This window comes from Achromobacter sp. RW408 (assembly GCF_003184165.1).
In the GTDB taxonomy this organism is placed as follows: Bacteria; Pseudomonadota; Gammaproteobacteria; order Burkholderiales; family Burkholderiaceae_B; genus Achromobacter; species Achromobacter xylosoxidans.
Window position 1 is genome coordinate 713,667 of sequence record NZ_QHHO01000046.1, and the last position, 21,077, is coordinate 734,743.

General features: G+C 66.7%; 19 protein-coding genes. 6 read left to right on the forward strand and 13 right to left on the reverse strand.

The annotated features are described in order from the left end of the window. Positions 1 to 90 precede the first annotated feature (90 nt). Positions 91 to 2,019, reverse strand: coding sequence for an ATP-binding protein (locus DK459_RS13425; RefSeq protein WP_232254235.1), 1,929 nt, complete (start codon positions 2,017 to 2,019; stop codon positions 91 to 93). Positions 2,020 to 2,314: 295 nt separating this feature from the next. Between DK459_RS13425 and DK459_RS13430 the strand changes: the two genes are divergently transcribed. Continuing rightward, positions 2,315 to 3,655, forward strand: a complete 1,341-nt coding sequence (locus DK459_RS13430) for a dicarboxylate/amino acid:cation symporter (protein ID WP_006387788.1) — start codon at positions 2,315 to 2,317, stop codon at positions 3,653 to 3,655. Between the two features lie 77 nt (positions 3,656 to 3,732). On the opposite strand, the gene DK459_RS13435 is transcribed toward DK459_RS13430, so the two are convergent. From DK459_RS13435 to DK459_RS13465, 7 genes are all read right to left on the reverse strand, one after another. Further along, a complete protein-coding gene (locus DK459_RS13435; RefSeq protein ID WP_049051828.1) occupies positions 3,733 to 4,344 on the reverse strand; it encodes a nucleoside triphosphate pyrophosphatase in 612 nt (203 codons plus the stop codon). Between the two features lie 49 nt (positions 4,345 to 4,393). Then, positions 4,394 to 4,864: a 23S rRNA (pseudouridine(1915)-N(3))-methyltransferase RlmH gene (gene rlmH, locus DK459_RS13440; protein ID WP_006387790.1), complete on the reverse strand. Its 471-nt coding sequence runs from the start codon at positions 4,862 to 4,864 to the stop codon at positions 4,394 to 4,396. A gap of 8 nt (positions 4,865 to 4,872) precedes the next feature. Further along, positions 4,873 to 5,277, reverse strand: a complete 405-nt coding sequence (rsfS, locus tag DK459_RS13445) for a ribosome silencing factor (protein ID WP_006387791.1) — start codon at positions 5,275 to 5,277, stop codon at positions 4,873 to 4,875. Between the two features lie 73 nt (positions 5,278 to 5,350). Further along, on the reverse strand, positions 5,351 to 5,938 hold the full coding sequence (nadD, locus tag DK459_RS13450; RefSeq protein ID WP_110134807.1) for a nicotinate (nicotinamide) nucleotide adenylyltransferase: 588 nt from the start codon (positions 5,936 to 5,938) through the stop codon (positions 5,351 to 5,353). Next, complete coding sequence (hemF, locus tag DK459_RS13455; protein WP_020926888.1) at positions 5,935 to 6,846, reverse strand: oxygen-dependent coproporphyrinogen oxidase; 912 nt, start codon at positions 6,844 to 6,846, stop codon at positions 5,935 to 5,937. The genes nadD and hemF overlap by 4 nt, the downstream gene beginning before the upstream one ends. A gap of 12 nt (positions 6,847 to 6,858) precedes the next feature. Further along, entirely contained in the window at positions 6,859 to 8,166 is a 1,308-nt protein-coding gene (gene purD / locus DK459_RS13460) for a phosphoribosylamine--glycine ligase (RefSeq protein ID WP_006387794.1), read from the reverse strand. Between the two features lie 179 nt (positions 8,167 to 8,345). Then, positions 8,346 to 9,077, reverse strand: coding sequence for a YebC/PmpR family DNA-binding transcriptional regulator (locus DK459_RS13465; protein ID WP_006387795.1), 732 nt, complete (start codon positions 9,075 to 9,077; stop codon positions 8,346 to 8,348). A gap of 159 nt (positions 9,078 to 9,236) precedes the next feature. On the opposite strand from DK459_RS13465, the gene DK459_RS13470 reads away from it, so the two are divergent. The 3 genes from DK459_RS13470 (at position 9,237) to DK459_RS13480 (ending at position 12,955) form a co-directional block, all read left to right on the forward strand. Beyond that, the gene (locus DK459_RS13470; protein ID WP_024068320.1) at positions 9,237 to 10,760 is read left to right on the forward strand and encodes a helicase HerA-like C-terminal domain-containing protein; all 1,524 of its coding nucleotides are present in this window, start codon (positions 9,237 to 9,239) and stop codon (positions 10,758 to 10,760) included. A 144-nt stretch (positions 10,761 to 10,904) separates the two neighbouring features. Next, complete coding sequence (locus tag DK459_RS13475) at positions 10,905 to 11,972, forward strand: tartrate dehydrogenase (protein WP_054449226.1); 1,068 nt, start codon at positions 10,905 to 10,907, stop codon at positions 11,970 to 11,972. A gap of 2 nt (positions 11,973 to 11,974) precedes the next feature. Further along, positions 11,975 to 12,955, forward strand: coding sequence for a putative glycosyltransferase (locus DK459_RS13480; RefSeq protein ID WP_024068322.1), 981 nt, complete (start codon positions 11,975 to 11,977; stop codon positions 12,953 to 12,955). A gap of 57 nt (positions 12,956 to 13,012) precedes the next feature. On the opposite strand, the gene DK459_RS13485 is transcribed toward DK459_RS13480, so the two are convergent. From DK459_RS13485 to DK459_RS13505, 5 genes are all read right to left on the reverse strand, one after another. After that, entirely contained in the window at positions 13,013 to 14,632 is a 1,620-nt protein-coding gene (locus tag DK459_RS13485) for a DHA2 family efflux MFS transporter permease subunit (protein WP_110134808.1), read from the reverse strand. 12 nt (positions 14,633 to 14,644) lie between these two features. Continuing rightward, on the reverse strand, positions 14,645 to 15,904 hold the full coding sequence (locus DK459_RS13490) for an HlyD family efflux transporter periplasmic adaptor subunit (protein WP_020926895.1): 1,260 nt from the start codon (positions 15,902 to 15,904) through the stop codon (positions 14,645 to 14,647). Between the two features lie 20 nt (positions 15,905 to 15,924). Then, positions 15,925 to 17,352: an efflux transporter outer membrane subunit gene (locus DK459_RS13495; protein WP_026384881.1), complete on the reverse strand. Its 1,428-nt coding sequence runs from the start codon at positions 17,350 to 17,352 to the stop codon at positions 15,925 to 15,927. Positions 17,353 to 17,456: 104 nt separating this feature from the next. Continuing rightward, positions 17,457 to 17,891, reverse strand: a complete 435-nt coding sequence (locus DK459_RS13500; protein WP_024068325.1) for a MarR family winged helix-turn-helix transcriptional regulator — start codon at positions 17,889 to 17,891, stop codon at positions 17,457 to 17,459. 96 nt (positions 17,892 to 17,987) lie between these two features. Continuing rightward, entirely contained in the window at positions 17,988 to 18,878 is an 891-nt protein-coding gene (locus DK459_RS13505) for a DMT family transporter (protein WP_024068326.1), read from the reverse strand. A gap of 91 nt (positions 18,879 to 18,969) precedes the next feature. On the opposite strand from DK459_RS13505, the gene DK459_RS13510 reads away from it, so the two are divergent. Next, the gene (locus tag DK459_RS13510) at positions 18,970 to 19,950 is read left to right on the forward strand and encodes a DMT family transporter (RefSeq protein WP_006387804.1); all 981 of its coding nucleotides are present in this window, start codon (positions 18,970 to 18,972) and stop codon (positions 19,948 to 19,950) included. A 63-nt stretch (positions 19,951 to 20,013) separates the two neighbouring features. Next, complete coding sequence (locus tag DK459_RS13515) at positions 20,014 to 21,003, forward strand: quinone oxidoreductase (RefSeq protein WP_006387805.1); 990 nt, start codon at positions 20,014 to 20,016, stop codon at positions 21,001 to 21,003. The last annotated feature ends 74 nt before the right edge of the window (positions 21,004 to 21,077 follow it).

The following is a 21,077-nucleotide window of genomic DNA, read 5'->3' on the forward strand; positions in this document are numbered from 1 at the left end:
CCTCGGTGTGTTCCAGGTGTCTGGTGTCTGATGCCGGCGTCGCCGGATCGGGCCGGGTCGGCGGGCGGGAAGGGGAATCAGGAACGCGGGTCATGGATCGGCGGGCGGCGACTTGCGCAGCGTGAGGGTGAACATCGCGCCGCGGTCGGGACCGTGGGGCGCGGGAAAAATGGCGTCGCCGGGATGGGCGACACGCAGGTCGCCGCCGAACTCGGCGACGATGTCGCGCGAGATCACCAACCCCAGTCCGAGGCCTTCGGCCTTGGTCGTGTGGAACGGCGTGAACAGCCGGGCGCTGGTTTCGGCCGACAGACCCGGGCCGTTGTCGCTGACGAACAACTGCACCGATGCGCCCATGTCCTGCATGGCGACGACGATGCGGCCGTCGGCCCGGCCTTCAAGCGCATCCAGACCGTTCTGCAGCAGATTCACCATCACCTGCTCCAGACGGATGCGGTCGGCCCACACCCGATGATCCTGTTCGACGGGAGGCCGCTGCAGGACCACGCCCTGCCGCCTGGCGCGCGGGCCGACCAGCAGCAGCGCGCCGTCCAGCGCTTCCTGCAGGCTGGTGGGACCGACCGAGGCCCCGGCCTTGCGCGAAAAGGCTCGCAGTTCGCCGGTTATATGGCCGATGCGTTCTGTAAGCGAGGCGATGGTGGCCAGGTTTTCCTCGACCGAGGGATTGTCGCGCCGGCGCAGGAATTCGGCGGCGTTGTCGGCATAGGCGCGGATGGCGGCCACCGGCTGGTTGATTTCATGCGCCACGCCGGCGGCCACCTGTCCCAATAGCGCGAGCTTGCTGGCCTGCACCAGTTCGTCCTGCATGGTGTGCAGGCGCGCTTCGGTGCGTTGGCGTTCGTCCATCTGCGCGACCAATTGCTGATTGGCCGCGCGCAACTGCGCGGTGCGTTCCTCGACCTGCGCGGCCAGTTGCCGGCGTACGGCCAATTGCTGCGCGCTGCGCTCGCGGCTCCGGTGACGGCGGTACAGCAGGATGCCGATCACCGCGGACAGCACGCCTTGCGCCAGCAGCGCGCCCAGCTGCGCGTTGGCGGTGGCGCGGTTCAGGGCCGACTGCACCGGCGACAGCAGATGCAACGTCCAGCCCGGCGATTCGACAATGGGCAGCGTGGTGTGCAGCAGCGGCGCACTGGCCGGGATTTGCGGCAAGGCTTCGCCGGCCCGCACCAGTTGGCCGCCACTGAGGGTTTGCAGGGGCGGCTGCAACGGGAGTGGCTGGAACATGGCATCGCCGAACTGCAGGCTGGTGCGCAGGGTCTGGGCCAGGTCGGGCGCGAGCGGCGCCACGACGCGAAAGCGCCAGTCGGGCACGCTTCCCAGGAGCACCACGCCATGCTCGTCGGTGACGAAGATGGGCGCGTTCGACTGGCGCCAATCGGCCTCGAGATCGCGGAAATCGACTTTCAATACCACCACGCCCAGCATGGCGCCATTGGCGTCGTCCACACGGCGCGACAGGTACAGCCCGGCTTCGTGGCTGACCGTGCCCAGGGCGAAGTGTTCGGCCGAGCCATGTGCCACTGCGCCGCGGAAATACGGCCGGAACTGGTAGTCGACGCCGACGAAGGTGGCCGGCTCGCGCCAGTTGCTGGCGGCGATCGCATAGCCGCTGCGGTCCAGCACGTAGATTGCGGATGCGCCGACGCCGCGGCTCAAGGTATCGAGTTTCTCGTCCAGCGCTTCGATCTGCGCTGCCGAGGGCGCCTGCAGCGTGGCGCGCAGGTCCACGTCGCGCGTCAGGACGAAGGGCAGCGCGCGGAACTTGTCCAGGTTGTTGCGCAGCAGGGCGGCATTGATCTGTCCCGCGCTGCGGGCCTGCTGGTAGGCCTCCTTGAGCGCTCCTTCCCGCGCCCATTGACTGGCGGCGTGCAGGATGCCAAAGACGGCGGCCACCGCCACCAAGGCCAGCAGGATCCAGGCCCAGGCGGGAAGGCGGCGTGGGCCGATGGCGTCCGGGTCCGGCTGCGTCGGCGGGAAGGCTGAGGGGAGGGGCATGGTGTTGTGCGGTTTTTCGCACATTTTATCCGGTTTCTGTGCGGTATTTCGCTCGATATTTTATCGGTGTACCTTGGGGTGGAAAAAATTCCAAGTCGAATCAAACACTTGAGGCAGCGGCGAGGGAGGCCTGCTGCTGGCACGGGGTTTGCGTATGTCCCTCCAAGCCCGGCCACATCGCACACCGGGTGAAATCGGCCTGCGCCAATACGCAAGGCTCTAAAAGAGATAACGCCCCGATATCCGCTGCGCCACGACGCGGGGGAACAGGGGCCCCTGGTGGGGACAAATCCCAATGATCGAAGTGGATCAAGGCGCGCCTGCGCGCAAGCTCAAGTTCTATCAAATCCTGTACGTGCAGGTGCTGTTCGCCATTGTGGTCGGCATTCTGCTGGGCTATTTCAAGCCCGATCTCGGCCAGGCGATGCAGCCCCTGGGCGATGGCTTCATCAAGCTGGTGAAGATGATCATCGCGCCGGTGATCTTCCTGACGGTGGCGACCGGCATCGCGGCCATGAGCGACCTGAAGAAGGTCGGCCGGGTGGCCGGCAAGGCCATGCTGTACTTCCTGGTGTTCTCGACCCTGGCGCTGATCGTCGGCATGCTGGTGAGCCACCTTGTGCAGCCGGGCGCCGGCATGCACATCAATCCGGCCACGCTCGACCAGAAGGCGGTGTCGGGCTATGTCGCCAAGGCGCATGACTCGACCATCACTGGCTTCCTGCTGAACGTCATCCCCACCACGATCTTCAGCCCCTTCGTCGGCGGCGACATCCTGCAGGTGTTGTTCGTGGCGGTGCTGTTCGGCATCGCGCTGGCGCAGGTCGGCGAGCGCGGCAAGCCGGTGCTGGACTTCCTGACGGCGCTGGCCCAGCCCATCTTCAAGCTGGTCGCCATCCTGATGAAGGCCGCGCCCATCGGCGCATTTGGCGCGATGGCGTTCACCATCGGCAAGTACGGCATCAAGTCGATCATCAACCTGGCGATGCTGGTGGGCACGTTCTACGCCACTTCGGTGCTGTTCGTGGTCGTGGTGCTGGGCCTGGTGGCGCGCTACAACGGCTTCTCGATCCTGAAGCTGGTGCGCTACATCCGCGAAGAACTGCTCCTGGTGCTGGGCACGAGCTCGTCGGAAGCGGCACTGCCGACGCTGATGCAGAAGATGGAGCGCGCCGGCTGCTCGAAGTCGGTGGTCGGCCTGGTGGTGCCTACCGGGTATTCGTTCAACCTGGACGGCACCAACATCTACATGACGATGGCGGCGCTGTTCATCGCCCAGGCCTGCGACATTCCGCTGTCGTTGGGCGACCAGATCCTGCTGCTGCTGGTGGCGATGCTGAGTTCCAAGGGCGCCGCGGGCGTGACGGGCGCCGGCTTCATCACGCTGGCAGCCACGCTGTCGGTGGTGCCGACCGTGCCGGTGGCCGGCATGGCGCTGATCCTGGGCGTGGACCGCTTCATGTCCGAATGCCGCGCGCTGACCAACCTGGTGGGTAACGCCACCGCCGCCGTGGTGGTGGCGCGCTGGGAAGGCGAGCTGGACAAGGACCAGTTGCATGCGGCGCTGGAAGGCGAGGCCCCGGCGCCCGGCGTGCAACCGCAGGCGATGGCGCAGGTGTCGACCTCGCAAAGCTGATCGCTGCCGCGGATCGCTACAAAAAAGCCCCCGGGATCGCCAAGGTCCCGGGGGCTTTTTTCATGTTGCCGCGCGAATCAGGGAATCGCGATGCCGGCGGCCCGCAGCAGGTTGGCGGTTTCGAACAGGGGCAGGCCCATGACGCCGGTGTAGCTGCCGTCGATGCGCGCGATGAAAGTGCCGGCCAGTCCCTGGATGCCATAGGCGCCGGCCTTGCCGTAGGGTTCGCCGCTGTCGCAATAGCGCGCGATTTCGTCCGCTTGCAGCGGACGCATTTGCACCTCGGTGATGGAGACCGACTCCAGCAGGCGTTCGCCGCTCCACAGCGCCACGGCGGTGTGCACTTGGTGCGTCTGGCCCGACAGCGCCTGCAGGATGCGGATGGCGTCGTCGCGGTCGGCGGGCTTGCCCAGCACCTGGCCGTCCAGGATGACCGTGGTGTCGGCGGCCAGCAGCGGCATGATGGGCAAGGATTGGGCGCGCAGCCAGTCGCGACCGCGTTCGGCCTTGTCGCGGGCCGTGCGCCGGACGTAGTCGGCGGCGCTTTCGCCGGGGTGTTGCGGTTCGTCTTCGCCGGGCGGCGCGGGCACGCGCAGCACCGCGTGCGGCAGGCCGATCTGTGTCAGCAATTCGCGCCGGCGAGGACTGGCGGAGGCGAGGTAGAGGCGTGCGGGCAAGGCGTCAGTCATGGGAGGCGGCGCGCTGCAGGCGCGCGAGGCTGGCGCCCGGCGTCATGCCTCAGGCGCGGTGATAGGGATGGTTGGTCATGATGGCCCAGGCGCGGTAGAGCTGTTCGGCCAGCACCACGCGCACCATGGGGTGTGGCAGCGTCAGGGATGACAGGCGCAGTTGACCGCTGCACGAGGCCTTGAGGTCGGCGTCGAGTCCGTCGGGGCCGCCGACCAGGAAGGCGACGTCCTGGCCGCCGGCGCGCCATTGCTCGAGCTTTTGCGATAACGCCATGGTGGTGAGATCGCGGCCGCGTTCGTCCAGCGCCAGGCGCAACGCGCCGGCCGGCAGGGCGGCCTCGATGCGCTTGGCTTCGGCCGCCATCATCTGTGCCGGGGTCTTGCCGGTGGTGCGCGGTTCGGGCTTGATTTCACGCAGTTCCAGCGCGCAGTCCGGCGGCAGGCGCTTGGCGTAGTCGTCCCAGGCTGTCTGCACCCAGTCCGGCATGCGGGTGCCCACGGCCGCGACGATCAGTTTCACGACGCGCCTCAGTCGTCAGTGCTGTCGTAGCCGCTGTCGCCGGCGATCGGCGCGGACCGAGTGGATTCGGGCAGCAGTTTGACGCGCACCGGCTTGCCGCCCCAGATCTCTTCCAGGTTGTAGTACTGGCGGATGGCGGGCTGCATGATGTGGACGACAACGTCGCCCAAGTCGACGACGACCCATTCGCCGGTGTCTTCGCCTTCGATCGTGATGCCCGACAGGCCGAGCGCGCGGCCGCGGTCGGAGACGCTGGAGGCCAGCGCGCGGGTCTGCCGGTTGGAGGTGGCGCTTGCAATCACGACGCGATCGAACAGGCTGGTCAGATGCGTGGTGTTGAAGACCTTGATGTCTTGCGCCTTGACGTCTTCGAGAGCGTCGATGACGGCGCGTTGGAGTTTCTGTATATCCATAGCTGCAAATATAACCCGCTGACGGACGGCGAGTGCCGGTTTCCGTGGCGCTGCGCGCCAGGGCGGGATGGGTTTATCGGTAAAGATGGTGCGCCGCAATATAGGCGGCGACGGGTGCGGCCAGCAGGCCGTCGGTCGGTTCGCCTCGGGCCAGGCGCTCGCGGATCTGCGAGGCTGAAACCGGCATCGGGGCGAAAGGCAATTCTTCGAGTTCGCGCCCCTGGCCGCGCAGCCAGTCAGCCAGCTCCGCCGGCGGCGCCAGCGGCGTGCCGGGGCGGGTCGCTACCGCCAGGTCCACCAGGCTGGCGATGTCGCGCCAGGATTGCCAGGTGCAGAAATTGGCCAGTTGGTCGGCGCCCAGCAGCCAGACGTAGCGCGCATCGGCGGGCAGGGCACGCAGGGTGTCGATGGTGTAGGTGGCGCCGCCTCGCTCCAGTTCGATCGGGTTGACCGCCAGGCCGTCGCGGCCCGCAATGGCCAGTTCCAGCATGGTGCGGCGTTGTTCCGCGGTGGCGTGCAGGGCGGCGCGTTGCCACGGGTTGGCGGCCGGGATCATTTGCACCTGCGCCAGGCCGAGCGCGCGCAGCGCGTTTTCGGCCAGGGCGACATGCGCGACGTGGACGGGGTCGAAACTGCCGCCCAGGAGCCCGATACGCTTCACACCCAATCCCGCGGCGTCAGGTAGGCGGCCAGTTCGGCCTCGGGCGTCCCTGCCTGGGGCTGCCAGTCGTAGCGCCATTGCGCCAGCGGCGGCATCGACAGCAGGATCGACTCGGTGCGGCCGCCCGATTGCAGGCCGAACAGCGTGCCGCGGTCGAACACCAGGTTGAACTCGACGTAGCGGCCGCGGCGGTAGGCCTGGAAGTCGCGTTCTCGCTCGCCATACGGCGTGTGGCGGCGGCGGTCGACGATTGGCAGGTAGCTGTCGAGGAAGGCGTCGCCGACCGAACGCGTCAAGGCGAAGGAGGCGTCGAAACCGGGGGCGTTCAGGTCGTCGAAGAAGATGCCGCCGATGCCGCGGGTTTCGTTGCGGTGCTTGAGGAAGAAGTATTCGTCGCACCAGCGCTTGTAGCGCGGGTAGTAGTCGGCGCCGTGGCCCGCCAGGGCGTCGCGGCACACTGTGTGGAAGTGGCGCGCGTCTTCCTCGAAGGGGTAGTAGGGCGTCAGGTCGATCCCCCCGCCGAACCAGAACACGTCGGTTTCGTCATGGCCGGGACGGGCCGTGGCGACGAACATGCGCACGTTCATGTGCGTGGTGGGCACGTAGGGGTTGCGCGGATGCAGCACCATCGAGACACCCATGGCCTGCCACGAGCGGCCGGCCAGTTCGGGCCGGTGCGCGCTGGCCGAGGGCGGCAGCTTGGAACCCTGGACGTGGCTGAACAGCACGCCGGCGCGTTCGAACAACTGGCCGCCTTCGAGCAGGCGCGACACGCCGCCGCCGCCTTCGGGCCGGATCCATTCGTCGGTGCGGAACGGGCCGCCCTCGGCGGCTTCCAGCGCCCCGACGATGCGGGCCTGCAGGCCGGTGAAGTAGCCGCGGACGTCGGCGACGGGCAATGCGTTCATCGGCGCTTCCAGTTACGCGTTGGACTTGGGCTTCTGCTGCGACGGCTTGAGCGCGCGCCAGCCGATGTCGCTGCGGTACTGGCGGCCGTCGAAGTGGATGCCGTCGATGGCTTCGTAGACGCGGTCGCGCGCCATCTTGACCGAGTCGCCCAGCGCGGTGACGCACAGCACGCGGCCGCCGGTGGTCTGGGTTTCGTCGCCTTCCAGGCGGGTGGCCGCGTGGAACACCATGCAGTCGTCGGCGTCTGCGGGCAGGCCGCGGATGACGTCGCCGGTGCGCGGGGTATTGGGATAGTTGTGCGAGGCCAGCACCACGCCCAGGGCGGTGCGGCGGTCCCAGGTGATGTCGGCCTGGTCCAGCGTGCCTTCGACGGCGTGCTCGAGCGCGTCCAGCAGGTCGCTCTTGACGCGCATCATGATGGGCTGGGTTTCCGGGTCGCCCATGCGGCAGTTGAATTCCAGCGTCTTGATGTCGCGGTCGGGATCGTCGCCGGGGGCGATCATCAGGCCGGCGTACAGGAAGCCGGTGTAGGGGATGCCGTCGCGCGTCATGCCCTGCACGGTCGGCAGGATGATTTCGCGCATGATGCGGTGATGCAGCTCGGGCGTGACGATGGGCGCGGGCGAATAGGCGCCCATGCCGCCGGTGTTCGGACCCTGGTCGCCATCTTGCAGGCGCTTGTGGTCCTGGCTGGTGGCCAGCGCCAGCACGTTGCGGCCGTCGCACATGACGATGAAGCTGGCTTCCTCGCCGACCAGGCATTCCTCGATGACGACGCGCGCGCCGGCTTCGCCCATGGAGCCGTCGCCGAGCATGGCGTCGACGGCTGCGTGCGCTTCTTCGAGCGTGGCGGCGACCACCACGCCCTTGCCGGCGGCCAGGCCGTCGGCCTTGATCACGATGGGGGCGCCTTCCTGGTCGATGTAGGCGTGGGCGGCGGCCGGATCGGTGAAGGTCTCGTAGCGCGCGGTCGGGATGTTGTGCCGGACCATGAAGGCCTTGGCGTAGTCCTTGGAGCTTTCCAGCTGCGCGGCGGCCTTGGTGGGGCCGAAGATCTTCAGGCCACGAGCGCGGAAGACGTCGACCACGCCAGCGGCCAGCGGCGCTTCGGGGCCGACGACCGTCAGGGCGATGCCTTCGCGCTGGACGAAATCGGCCAGTTCCTCGGCATTGGTGAGCGGGATGTTTTCCATCTGCTCGGCCCGTTGCGTGCCGCCGTTGCCCGGCGCCACGTACACCTTGTGTACGCGCGGGGAGCGGGCCAACCGCCAGGCGAGGGCATGTTCGCGGCCGCCCGAGCCAATTACCAGGAGTTTCATTGTTGCGTGATTCTTAAGGTTGCCAGTCGAGTGTCGTCAGACACCTGCCCGAGAAGTAGGCCACGGATCCGGGCGGGCCCGGATCCGGTGACAGCGGGGCGCGGGGAAGGCCAGGCCTGCGGCGCGCCGGGTAATGGAAAAACTGCGTGAAAAAGCAGCGTCGACAAGACTGCGGAAAATTATTGCGCTTCGTCGAAAATGACGGTCGTATAGACTTCCTGCACGTCGTCCAGGCTTTCGAGGGCGTCGAGCAGTTTCTGCATCTTGATGGCGTCTTCGCCGGCCAGTTCGGTTTCGTTCAGGGCCTTCATGACGATGCCGTCGACTTCGGCCTTCAGGCCGGCGTCGTCGAAGGCCTTGCGCACGGCGGCGTAGTCGGCCGGGGCGCAGACCACTTCGATCACGCCTTCCTCATCGGTGGTGACGTCTTCGGCGCCGGCCTCGAGGGCGGCTTCCATGACCTGGTCTTCCGGCGTGCCGGGAGCGAACACGAACTGCCCGCAGTGCTTGAACATGAAGGCCACCGAGCCTTCCTGGCCCAGGTTGCCGCCGTTCTTGGCGAAGGCGTGGCGCACTTCCGCCACGGTGCGGGTGCGGTTGTCGGTCATGCAGTCGACGATGACCGCCGCGCCACCGATGCCGTAGCCTTCGTAGCGGACTTCCTCGTAGGCGTCGCCGTCCGCGCCGCCCGCGCCGCGCTGGATGGCGCGCTGGATGTTGTCCTTGGGCATGTTGGCGTCGGTGGCCTTGTCCCAGGCCATGCGCAAGCGCGGATTGCTGTCCGGGTCGGGGCCGCCGGCGCGCGCCGCCACGGTGATTTCACGAATGATCTTGGTCCAGAGCTTTCCGCGTTTGGCGTCTTGGCGGCCTTTGCGGTGCTGAATATTGGCCCATTTGCTGTGTCCGGCCATGGCTTCCCAGGATAAATTGTCTGCAAAACGGGCATTTTACCGTGCCGGCGGCCGGTGCGCCCGGCTGCCGACCGCCTGTGTCCATATTGCCACGCGCACAAGCGCCGCGGCAGGCTCTACACTTGGGCATCTGAGTCATTCCGGTCCGGAGAGCAGTCCATGCCCAACCCCATCGTCATCGCCAAGAACGCCCAGACCGAGCTGGCCCTGTTGCCGGCCCTGGCCAATCGCCACGGCTGTATCACCGGCGCCACGGGGACGGGCAAGACCGTCACCCTGCAGGTGCTGGCCGAGTCCTTTTCCCGCATCGGCACGCCGGTCTTCATGGCCGACGTCAAGGGCGACCTGACCGGCATCTCGCAGGCGGGGGTGGCCAGTCCCAAATTACAGGAACGCCTGAAAAACCTGGGCCTGTCGGAGCCGGCGTGGGGCGCCAGCCCGGTCACGCTGTGGGACGTGTTCGGCGAGCAGGGCACGCCGGTGCGGGCCACCATTACCGACATGGGCCCGCTGTTGCTGGCGCGCATCCTGGAACTGAACGATACCCAGGAAGGGGTGCTGACCCTGGTTTTCAAGGTGGCCGACGACGAAGGCCAGTTGCTGCTGGACCTGAAAGACCTGCGCGCCATGCTGCAGAACGTCGCCGATCGCGCCGCCGAACTGAAGACCCGTTACGGCAATGTGTCGGCGGCCAGCGTCGGCGCGATCCAGCGCAGCCTGCTGGCGCTGGAGTCACAAGGCGCCGAGAAATTCTTCGGCGAACCCATGCTGGACGTGGCCGACCTGATGCGCACCGACGCCCAGGGCCGCGGCATCGTCAACGTGCTGGCCGCCGACAAGCTGATGCAGGCGCCGCGGCTGTACGCGATCTTCCTGCTGTGGCTGCTGGCCGACCTGTACGAGAAGCTGCCCGAAGTGGGGGATCCCGACCAGCCCAAGCTGGTGTTCTTCTTCGACGAAGCGCACTTGCTTTTCAACGACGCGCCGCCCGCGCTGCTGAACAAGATCGAGCAGGTGGTGCGCCTGGTGCGTTCCAAGGGCGTAGGCGTGTATTTCGTCACGCAGAATCCGCTGGACATCCCGGACACGGTGCTGGGCCAGCTGGGCAACCGGGTGCAGCACGCGCTGCGGGCCTTCACGCCGCGCGACCAGAAGGCCGTCAAGACCGCGGCCCAGACCATGCGGCCCAATCCGGGGCTGGATATCGAGGCGGCCATCACTGAACTGGGCGTGGGCGAAGCGCTGGTGTCGCTGTTGGATGCCAAGGGCCGGCCGATGCCGACCGAGCGCGCCTGGATCGTGCCGCCGGCCAGCCGCATCGGGCCGGCCACCGACGCCGAGCGCCAGGCCTTGCGCCAGGGCAGTCCCATGTCGGCCAAATATGACAAGGCCATCGACCGCGAATCCGCCTACGAAGTGCTGGCCGGACGCGCCGCGGCGCCAGCCGATCAGGCGCCCGGGAAGGCCGCGCCCACGCCAACGGCGGGGGGCGCGCCGGCCGAGAAGCAGGGCGGTGGTCTCATGGACAGCCTGAATGACGTGCTGTTTGGCTCGACCGGACCGCGTGGCGGCAAACGCGACGGCGTGGTGCAGACCTTCGCCAAGAGCACGGCCCGTTCGATCGCGACGCAATTGGCCCGGGGCATCCTGGGGTCCCTGCTAGGATCCAAATCCCGCCGCTGAACGCTGTATTCCATTTTTAGGACAAATTCGGGCCCCCGCGTGTTGTAACCCGAGGTATTGTGTTGTTTGTAACTGGGGGTGTTGCGTTGGCACCATTTATGCCTATGATTCTGGGCGATATAACCCGGAAATCCAAAGGAAAACGTGGTGGCAAAACACAAGATTGCAGTACTTCCAGGAGATGGCATCGGCAAGGAGGTCATGCCGGAAGGCTTGAAGGTGCTTGAGGCCGCCGCGACGCGCTTCGGCATCGATTTCCAGTGGGATCATTTCGACTGGAGCTGCGACTATTACGCCAAGCACGGCAAGATGATGCCGGACGACTGGCAGCAGCAGATCGGCCAGCACGAGGCGATTTTCTTCGGCGCCATCGGCTGGCCCGCCACCGTGCCCGATCATGAAGCGCTCTGGGGCTCGCTGTTCAAGTTCCGTCGCGAATTCGACCAGTACATCAATCTGCGCCCGGTGCGCCTGATGCCCGGGGTGCCGTCGCCGCTGGCCGATCGCAAGCCGGGCGAGATCGATTTCTTCATCGTCCGTGAGAACACCGAAGGCGAGTATTCGAACAGCGGTGGCGTACTGTTCGGCGGCACCGAGCGCGAGGTGGTCATCCAGGAAAGCGTGTTCACCCGCGTCGGCGCCGAGCGGGTCCTGAAATTCGCCTTCGAACTGGCCCGCAAGCGCGGCAAGCACTTGACCGCGGCAACCAAGTCCAATGGCATTTCGATCTCGATGCCGTGGTGGGACCAACGCGTGGCCGACATGGCCCGGAACTTCCCCGACGTCCGCTGGGACAAATATCACATCGACATTCTGTGCGCGCATTTCGTGCAGCATCCTGACTGGTTCGACGTGGTCGTGGCTTCCAATCTTTTCGGCGATATCCTGTCCGATCTCGGCCCGGCTTGCACCGGCACGATCGGCATCGCCCCGTCGGCCAACCTGAATCCCGAGCGCAAGTTTCCGTCGTTGTTCGAACCGGTGCATGGATCCGCGCCCGACATCTACGGCAAGGGCATCGCCAACCCGATCGGCCAGATCTGGAGCGGCGCGCTGATGCTGGATTTCCTGGGTTATCCGGACGCATCGGCGGCGGTGGTTCGCGCCATCGAAACCGTGCTGGCCGATGGCCCGCGCACACGCGACATGAAGGGCAGCGCGTCCACGGCCGAAGTGGGCGACGCCATTGCGTCGCTGATTCCCACGGCGTAGCGATGCATCAGCCAGGGGCCGATAACGTGGTCGATTCGATTGCCGCTCCGCCCGCGCCGGTGGGCGGGAGCCGGGCCGACCGCTTCGCCCGCAAGCTGTTTCGCATGCTTCGCTCGCGCACGCAGCGACACAACCAGCACCTGTGGCCGTTCGTGCGGATCTGGCGCGATCCGGCGGGCGTGATCTGCGGTTTTCGGGCGTTCGGACGCACCTTTCCCATTACCCCGCTGCAGCAGGGCTATGACCCGGCGGACGCAGAGGTGCACCTGATCCTGAGCGGACCCTCCATTGCGCAGATTCCATACGACCGCCTGGATATCCGGACGGCGATGGGCGTCAATGGCTCGATCGCGCTGGCTCGCAAGTTCAAGTTGCCGTTCAAGTACTACTGCATCATCGACCAGAATTTCGTGCGTGATCGCATCGACCTGGTGCGTGAAATCGTCGCTTGCGACCTGACCTTGTATGTGTTGCCGGAAGTCCTGCGCTACATCATGCAGGGCATTCCGCAGGATCTCATCCGTTGCCGCATCTGCATCATCGAGCTGATCTCGGAGCGCGCCTACGAGCGCAGCGCCGCGCCGGCGGTGCTCAAGCGCATGGTGGCGGCATCACCCGACCTGCAATTGCTGGATGCCAAGCAAGGATTGGGCTACAGCTTCGACGCGTCGCTGGGCGTGTTCGATGCCGATACGGTGGCCTATGTGGCGCTGCAGGTCTTGATTTCGGGCGGAGCGCGCAAGGTCTACTTGCATGGTCTCGACCTGACACTGCAGCACGGCATGCGTTTCTACGATGAGGGCGCCACGCCGCAGACCAGCCGCCTGGTGCGCAACTTTGCCCGCTTGATCGAGCCATCGTTCCGTTTTGCCGCGCAGCAGTGGCGCGGCCGAGGCGTGTCGGTGATCAACCTGTCGCCGGTGAGCGCGTTGCCGCCAGAGGTGATCGAGCGGCAGGATTGGCAGGCGCTTCTCAAGAATTGAAAAAAAGCCCGGCGCTCGCCGGGCTTTTTTTCGCGTGTTTCGCGGGCGTGGCGCCGTTCAGTGAGCGCCTGCCGCGGCTTCCGCGGCGCCGCCGCCACCGCCCGCCTTGGCCGAGCGGGGCCGCGCGAACCATACCAGTCCGGTCAGCAGCAGGAAGATCACCGCCGAGGCGTAGAAGACATCGACCGCCGACATGGTGAAGGCCTGCGAGTTGATCATCCGGTCCACGGTGCTCAGCGCCTGCGAGTGCGACATGCCCACGCTATTCTGCAGCAGGTTCACGGTCTGGTCGAAGGCCTGTTGACCGGGCTTGGCGACTTCGGTCAGCTGCGCATGGTGCAGGGTGGCGCGGTTTTCCCACAACGTGGTGGCGATCGAGGTGCCGAATGCGCCGGCCGTCAGGCGCAGGAAGTTCGACAGGCCGGAGGCCGCGGGTATGCGCCAGGGTTCGATGCTGGACAGCGTGATCGAGGTCAGCGGCACGAAGAACGCCGCCATGGCCGCGCCCTGGATGATGGTGGGGATCATCAGCGTGCGCACATCGGTCTGCGTATTGAAACCGGACCGCATGAAGCAGACCAGCGCAAAGATCAGGAATGCCACCGTGACGATCTGACGCGGGTCGCGCGTGGCCAGCATCTTGCCCACCATGGGTGTGAGCAGGATGGCCAGCAGTCCCACCGGCGCGGTCACCAGACCGGCATAGGTGGCTGTGTAGCCCATGTAGCTCTGCAGCCACAGGGGCAGCAGCACCACATTGCCGAAGAACACGCCGTACGCCACCGCCAGGGTCAGCGCACCCACCGTGAAGTTTCGGACCTTGAACAGGCGCAGGTCCACCACCGGATGCGCATCCGTCAGTTCCCAGATCAGGAAAAAGACGAAAGCGACGAAGGCGATCGCCGCCAGCGCAATGATGGTGGGACTGGCGAACCAATCCAGTTCCTTGCCCTTGTCGAGCATGATCTGCAAGGCGCCGACCCACACCACCAGCAGCACCAGGCCGAGCTTGTCGATCGGCAGCTTGCGGGTCAGCGATTCGCGATTGCCATAGATGCGCCAGCTGATCCACGCGGCCAGCAGGCCAACCGGCACGTTGATGTAGAAGATCCACGGCCAGGTGTAGTTGTCGGAGATCCAGCCGCCCAGCAGCGGCCCCGCCACCGGCGCGACCAGTGTGGTCATGGACCACACCGCCAATGCCATGCCGGCCTTGGATTTGGGAAAGCTGGCAAGCATCAACGTTTGCGACAGCGGGATCATCGGCCCGGCCACCGCGCCTTGCAGCACGCGGAAGGCGATCAGCGCTTCGAGCGAGGGCGAGAAGCCGCACAGCCACGAGGCCAGCACGAACAGCAGCGTGGAGATCAGGAACAGCCGGACCTGGCCGAACCGCTGCGTCAGCCAGCCGGTCAGCGGCACGGTGATGGCGTTGGCCACGGCGAACGAGGTGATGACCCAGGTGCCCTGGCTGGAGCTGACGCCCAGGTCGCCGGAGATCGTGGGAATGGACACGTTCGCGATCGAGGTGTCCAGCACGTTCATGAACACCGCCGTGGATAGGGCGATCGACCCGATGATGCGGGTGGCGCCTTCCAGCGGCGGGTAGGTGCCCGGCGGGAGAACGGTGGGTTCGGCGGGGGCGCCGCCGGCCGCGGGCTGCGCGGTGGTGCTCATGGGAGCGCTCCCTTACTTGGCGCCGCGCGCCAAGCCGGCTTTGGCCACGGGCGAGGCGTCCGCCTGCGGGGTGAATTCGTCGGAGGCGAGGTTGGCCTGGATGATTTTCTGGATCATGGCGTCGAGCTCGTCATGGGCGGGTTCGAAGGCGCGCGTCGACCAGGCCGGTTCCTTGCGGGTGGCGGCCGTCAGCGCTTCGCCTTCCTGTTTGCCGACGTCGACTTCCACATCCATCGACAGGCCTACGCGCAGCGGGTGCGTTTTCAGGTCTTCGGGATCGAGCTTGATGCGCACGGGCACGCGCTGCACCACCTTGATCCAGTTACCGGTGGCGTTCTGGGCCGGCAGCAGGGCAAACGCGCTGCCGGTGCCGGCATCCAGGCCCTCGACAGTGCCGTGATAGGTGATCGAGCTGCCGTACAGGTCGGCGACCATCTTGACCGGCTGGCCGACGCGCATCTTGCGCAGCTGGCCTTCCTTGAAGTTGGCTTCGACCCAGACCTGGTCCAGCGGCACCACGGTCATGAGCGCGGCGCCGGGCGCCACGCGCTGGCCCACCTGCGCGCTGCGGCGGGCGACGACGCCGCCGACGGGGGCCGGCAGCACCGTGCGCGATTGCGCCAGCCAGGCGTTGCGCAGGCCGGCCACGGCCTGGCGCACGTCGGGGTGGTCCGCCACCGTGGTGCCCTGGGTCAGTGCCTGATTGGTCGCCAGCTTGGCGCGCGAGGCGGCCAGTGCCGCGCGGGCCTGGGCCAGGCCCGATTGCGCGGTCTTTAGCGCGGCTTCGGCGTGCAGGATTTCCTCGCCGCTGACGCCGCCCGACTTGGCCAACTGCTGGCGGCGGCTGACGTCGCTCTGGGCGCGGGTCAGTTCGGCCTGGGCGCGCAGGATGTCGGCGTTGCGCAGGTCGACGTCGGCGGCCAGCGCGTCGTTCTGGACATAGTAGGTGCGGACCTGGCGCACGGTCTGCGCCAGCTTGGCCTCGGCCTGCTGCAGGGCGACCTGCGTGTCGGCCGGATCGAGGCGCACCAGCGGCTGGCCGGCCGCGACGGTCTCGGTGTCATCGGCCTCGATGGCCACCACGGTGCCGGGCACCTGCGGCGTAATCTGCACCAGGTTGCCGTGCACGTAGGCGTCGTCGGTGCTCTCGAAGTGGGCGCCGAACAGGACCCACCAGATGCCGTAGGCGATCGCGATAAGGAGGAAAACGCCGGTCGCGATCAGCAGCAGGCGTTTGCGGGCGGGATTGGTCGTGGGAGTGGCTGCGTTCATGACGTCTGAATCCGGAGCGTTCAATGAGTGGAGTTCGTGGCGGGCGCGGCGTCGGTCGCGGGGGCGGGCGCATAGCCGCCGCCCAGCGCGTTGGCCAGGTTTGCGTCGAGTTGGTAGGCACGGATGCGCAGGTCGGTGTCGAGTCGCGCCTGCGTCAGCACGCCGGTCTGCGCGATCAGCACGGTCAGGTAGTTGCCCATGCCCGCCTTGTAGCGATTGACGGCCAGTTCATAGGCCGCCTCGATGGCTTCGCGCGCCTGGCGCTGCTGCGCTCTTTCCTGTTCCAGCAGGCGCAGGCCGTCGAGCGCGTCGGCGACCTGGTGCACGGCATCGAGCACGGTCTGGTTGTAGTCGGACACGGCCAGGTCGGCGTCGGCGCGGCGGCTGGCCAGGTTGGCGTTCAATTCGCCGCCGTGGAAGATCGGCAGGGTGATGGCGGGGCCGATGCCGGCGGTGCGGGCGGCGGCGCCGAGCAGGTTGCCGGTGCCGATCGCCTGGAAGCCGGCGAAAGCCACCAGATTGACGTTGGGATAGAACTCGGCGCGGGCGCTGTCGATCTGGTGCCGGGCGGCTTCGGCGCGCCAGCGCGCCGCGACCACGTCGGGGCGATGGCCCAGCAGCTCCAGCGGCACGCTGGCGGGCACGCCGCCGGCGGGGGCGGTCAGCGCCGTTGCCACCAGCGACTGGCCGCGCTGCGGACCGGCGCCCGCCAGCGCCGCGACCTGGTTGCGCAATTGCGCCAGCGTGGTTTCGGTCTGGGTCAGCTCGACCTGGCCGGCGGCCAGCGACGATTCGGCCTGCTTGACCTCGACCTGGGTGTCCAGCCCGGCGGAATAGCGGCCGCGGGTCAGCGACAGCACTTCCTCGCGTTGGGCCAGCACGCGCTTGATGACGTCGCGCTGGGCGAAGGCGTCCTGCAGATTGAGGTAGGCGCGCACGGTGGCGCTGGCGAGCACGTTGCGCGCGGCCTGGGCGTCGGCTTCGGCGGCGGCCTGCTGCGAGACGGCTGCCTTCAGGTGCGAGCGATTCTTGCCCCAGAAATCGAGCTCGTAGCTGAAGTCCAGCGCCAGGCGGTTTTCGCTGACCACCGAGCCACCGAGCGGGGCCGGATAGATGTAGTCGGCGGACAGGTGCTCGCGGTTAAGCGTGTAGTTGGCGTCGACGCGCGGCATCAACGGGGCGCGGGCCGTACTGACGGCCGCGTTGGCCTTGGCCAGGCGGGCCTGCGCTGCGGTCATGGAGGGGCTGTTGGCGAGCGCCTCGTCCATCAGCGTGTCGAGCTGGCTGTCGCCGTAGCGCTGCCACCATTTCGTTTCGGGCCAGGCCACTGCCTGGCCCGTCAATCCCAGCTTGGCTTCATTCAGGGCGGCCACCGGCTCGGGGCCGGGTTCCATCAGGGCGCAACCGCTCAAAGCCAACACTAATGCGGTAGAAAGAAGGCGTTTCATCCTGACAATCTGCTGAAAGTAATTGATTAATCTGTATTTGCCTAGGCAAATATTACGTCAAATAAAACCCCTTTTACAGGGGGGGGCGGTGCCGGCCGACGCCGTCAGCGTTCGGGGGCGGAGGCGGAACCGTTGGCGATCATGCGGCGCAGGAAGTGCATCAGTTGCGTGACTTCGTCAGCGGAAAAACCGCGCAGATGATGGTTCAACACATGGGCGATATTGGGCGGGATTTCGCGCGCCTTGGCTTCGCCCAGTTCGGTCAACTCGATTTTCACGACGCGCCGGTCTTGCTGGCTGCGGGCGCGGCGCAGCAGACCCTTGGCCTCGAGCCGGTCGAGGGTGCGCGTCATGGCGCCGGTGTCCACCCCATTGAGCCGGGCCAGTTCGGCGGGCGTGTCGGCACGGCCCAGGGAGACCATGGCTATGGGGCGCCACTGCATGGCGGTGAGATCGAGCGGAGCCATTTCCTGGTCCAGCATCCGGTTCAGGGAGTTGGCGACGAGCTTGATCAGGTAGCCGGCGTTCTCTTCCATCATGCAGCGCGTGTCGCCGCGATAATGGATCGGATTTTCGGAGGAATCAGGGCGGGGCGGGGCGTTCATTCGCGAATTTTACTGCCTAGGCAGTAATTGTCAAGACTGCTTTCCAGGCTCGCTTTCCGGGAGAGGAGCAGGCGTTTTGCGCAGGCCGGACCAGACGATGGCGGCCACGATCAGGGCCGCGCCGGCCATCATGCGCACGGTCGGCTGCTGGCTGAACAGGATCCAGGCGAAGGCGATGGCGTACACCGGCTCCAGCGCGATCACCAGGCCGGCGCTGCGCGCGTTCAGGCGCGTCAGGCTGGAAACGAACAGGAAATGCGACAGGCCGGTGCAGAACACGCCCAGCAATGCCAGCCAGAACCAGTCCATGGCGGGCAGGGCGGGCAATTGGCCGACGGCGAATGGCAGCATTACCAGCGCCACCACCAGGTTTTGCCAGCAGGCCACCTGCATCGGATCCATGCCCGAGGCCGAGCGGCGGTTGCTCAGGGCCAGCAGCGCGAAGGTCAGGCCCGACAGCAGGCCCCAGGCCAGGCCGATGGTGCCCTGGTCGGCGAGATCGAACGAGGGCGTGACCAGCACCAGGCCGGCGGTGACCAGTCCCAGCAGCAACCATTCGGCCAACCGCACGCGCTCACGGAAGATCAGACCCTCGAACAGCGTGATGAAGGCGGGAAAGCTGGCAAAGCCCAAGGTGGCGATGGCGATCCCGCCCACTTTCACCGAAATGAAGAAGGTGACCCAGTGGGCCGCCAGCAGGGCGCCCGCGATCACCAGCACGAACAGCTGGGCCGGCGTCAGGGCGCCGAGCAGCGGGCGCCGCCGCATGCGGGCAAAAAGCCCCAGCGAAATGACCGCGAAGACCGCCCGGCCCAATGTGATGACCGCCGCGCTGGCCTGGATCAGTTCGCCGAAGACGCCGGTCAGGCCGAACAGGACGGCGGCGATGTGGATGTAGGTGAGGGCGCGGTGTCGGGTCATTCGCAATGGGACGGCGGGGGGACGCTGGGCTAGTGGCTAAAAAAAGCGCGCGGGCGTGCAAATCCCGTGGCGCTGAATCTAAAATCATCGCATGAATCGTATTGCCAAGCTTTTGCCGGTCTCCCGTCCCTCCAGCCGCGCGGCCGGGTTCTTCATGGCCGCGCTTGGCGCCATCCTGTTTTCGGCCAAGGCCATCGTCGTCAAGTTCACCTACCGCTACGGCATCGACGCGGTCACCCTCATCGCTTTCCGCATGTTGTTCGCCATGCCGTTTTTCGCGGCCGTGGCCTGGCACCAGTCGCGCCTGGCGGCGCGCGGCGAGATCGTCGTCATGACCTGGAAAGAGCGCCTGCAGGTCTGCCTGCTGGGGTTGCTCGGGTATTACCTGTCCAGTTTCCTGGACTTTCTCGGCCTGCGCTACATCACCGCCAGCCTGGAGCGGCTGATCCTGTTCCTGTCGCCGTCGCTGGTGGTGCTGATTTCGGCGTTCTGGTTCAAGCGCCCGGTCGAGCGCCGCCAGTGGCTGGCAATGACGCTGTCATACGCCGGCGTGGTGCTGGTTTTTGCCCATGACCTCAGCTTCGGCGGCTCCGCCGAGGTGTTGTCAGGGTCTTTGTTCGTTTTCGGTTCGGCGCTCAGCTATTCTGTGTACCTGATCTGTTCCGGGGAGCTGATCAAGCGCGTCGGACCCACGCGGCTGGTGGCCTATGCCATGCTGGTGTCCTGCGTGGCCTGCATCGTGCAGTTCTTCGTGATCCATCCCGCCTCCGTGCTGGTCCAGCCGATGGGCGTGTACGGCTACTCGATCATCCACGCCACCCTGAACACGGTGGTGCCCGTCTTCATGCTGATGTGGGCGGTGGCGCTGATCGGCGCGCCGACCGCCTCGCTCCTGGGCATGCTGGGGCCGGTGTCGGTGTTGTTCCTGGCGTCGTGGTTCCTGCAAGAGCCCATCACGGTCTGGCAGATGGCCGGGACCGCGCTGGTACTGGCGGGTGTATTCGTATTGATGGGGGGCGGGGCCGCCAGGCCTTCGCCCGCCGCGCCCGGCGGCAACGCTGCTCCGCGTTGAAGTCCGGGCTTCCCGTTTGATTCTCAAGCTTGCGTCGCAACAATCCAATGAAAGGAGGCCAGCATGGCCAGCAATCTCGTCAAGGCAATCCGTATCGAGCAGCATGGCGGTCCCGAAGTCCTGAAACTGGTCGAAGTCGAAGTGCCGCCGCCGGCCGCCAATGAGGTCACCATCGACCAGCATGCGGCCGGGCTGAACTTCATCGATATCTATTTCCGCACGGGCTTGTATCCCCATCCGCTGCCGCATGGCCTGGGCTTCGAAGGCGCTGGCGTGGTCACCGCCGTGGGCGCCGACGTCAAGCACCTGAAAAAGGGCGACCGGGTGGCCTATGGCCAGAGCCCCATCGGCGCCTACGCCAAGGCCCGCAACGTGCCGGCCAACCAGGTCGTGAAGGTGCCCAAGGGCATCGGCTTCGACGAAGCGGCGGCGGTGATGCTCAAGGGCCTGACCGTGCAGTACCTGTTCCGCCAGACCTACCGCCTGCAAGGCAACGAGACCATCCTGTTCCACGCCGCCGCGGGCGGCGTCGGCCTGATCGCCTGCCAATGGGCGCGCGCCCTGGGCGTGAAGCTGATCGGCACCGTCTCCAGCCCCGAGAAGGCCGAGCTGGCGCGCGCCAACGGCGCCTGGGAAACCATCGACTACTCGCGCGAGAACGTCGCCGAGCGCGTGCTGGCCCTGACCGGCGGCAAGAAGGTGCCGGTGGTGTACGACGGCGTCGGCAAGGACACCTGGGAAACCTCGCTGGACTGCATCGAGCCGCGCGGCCTGATGGTCAGCTTCGGCAATGCGTCCGGTCCGGTGGCGGGCGTCAACCTGGGCATCCTGAACCAGAAGGGCAGCCTGTACGTGACGCGGCCGTCGCTGGGCGTGCACGTCAACACGCTGGAAAAGCTGCAGGCCGCCTCGGATGAGCTGTTCGACCTGGTCCTGAAGAAGAAGATCAAGGTGCGTATCGACCAGCGCTACGGCCTGGAACAGGCGGGCGAAGCGCAGACCGCGCTGGCCTCGCGCAAGACCACCGGCGCCACCGTGCTGATGCTGGATTGATCCGGCGCGCCCCCGGGGCGCGCGACTGGCAAGGCGGGGCGCAGCGAGCGTCCCGCTTTTTTTTGGGCCGTGCG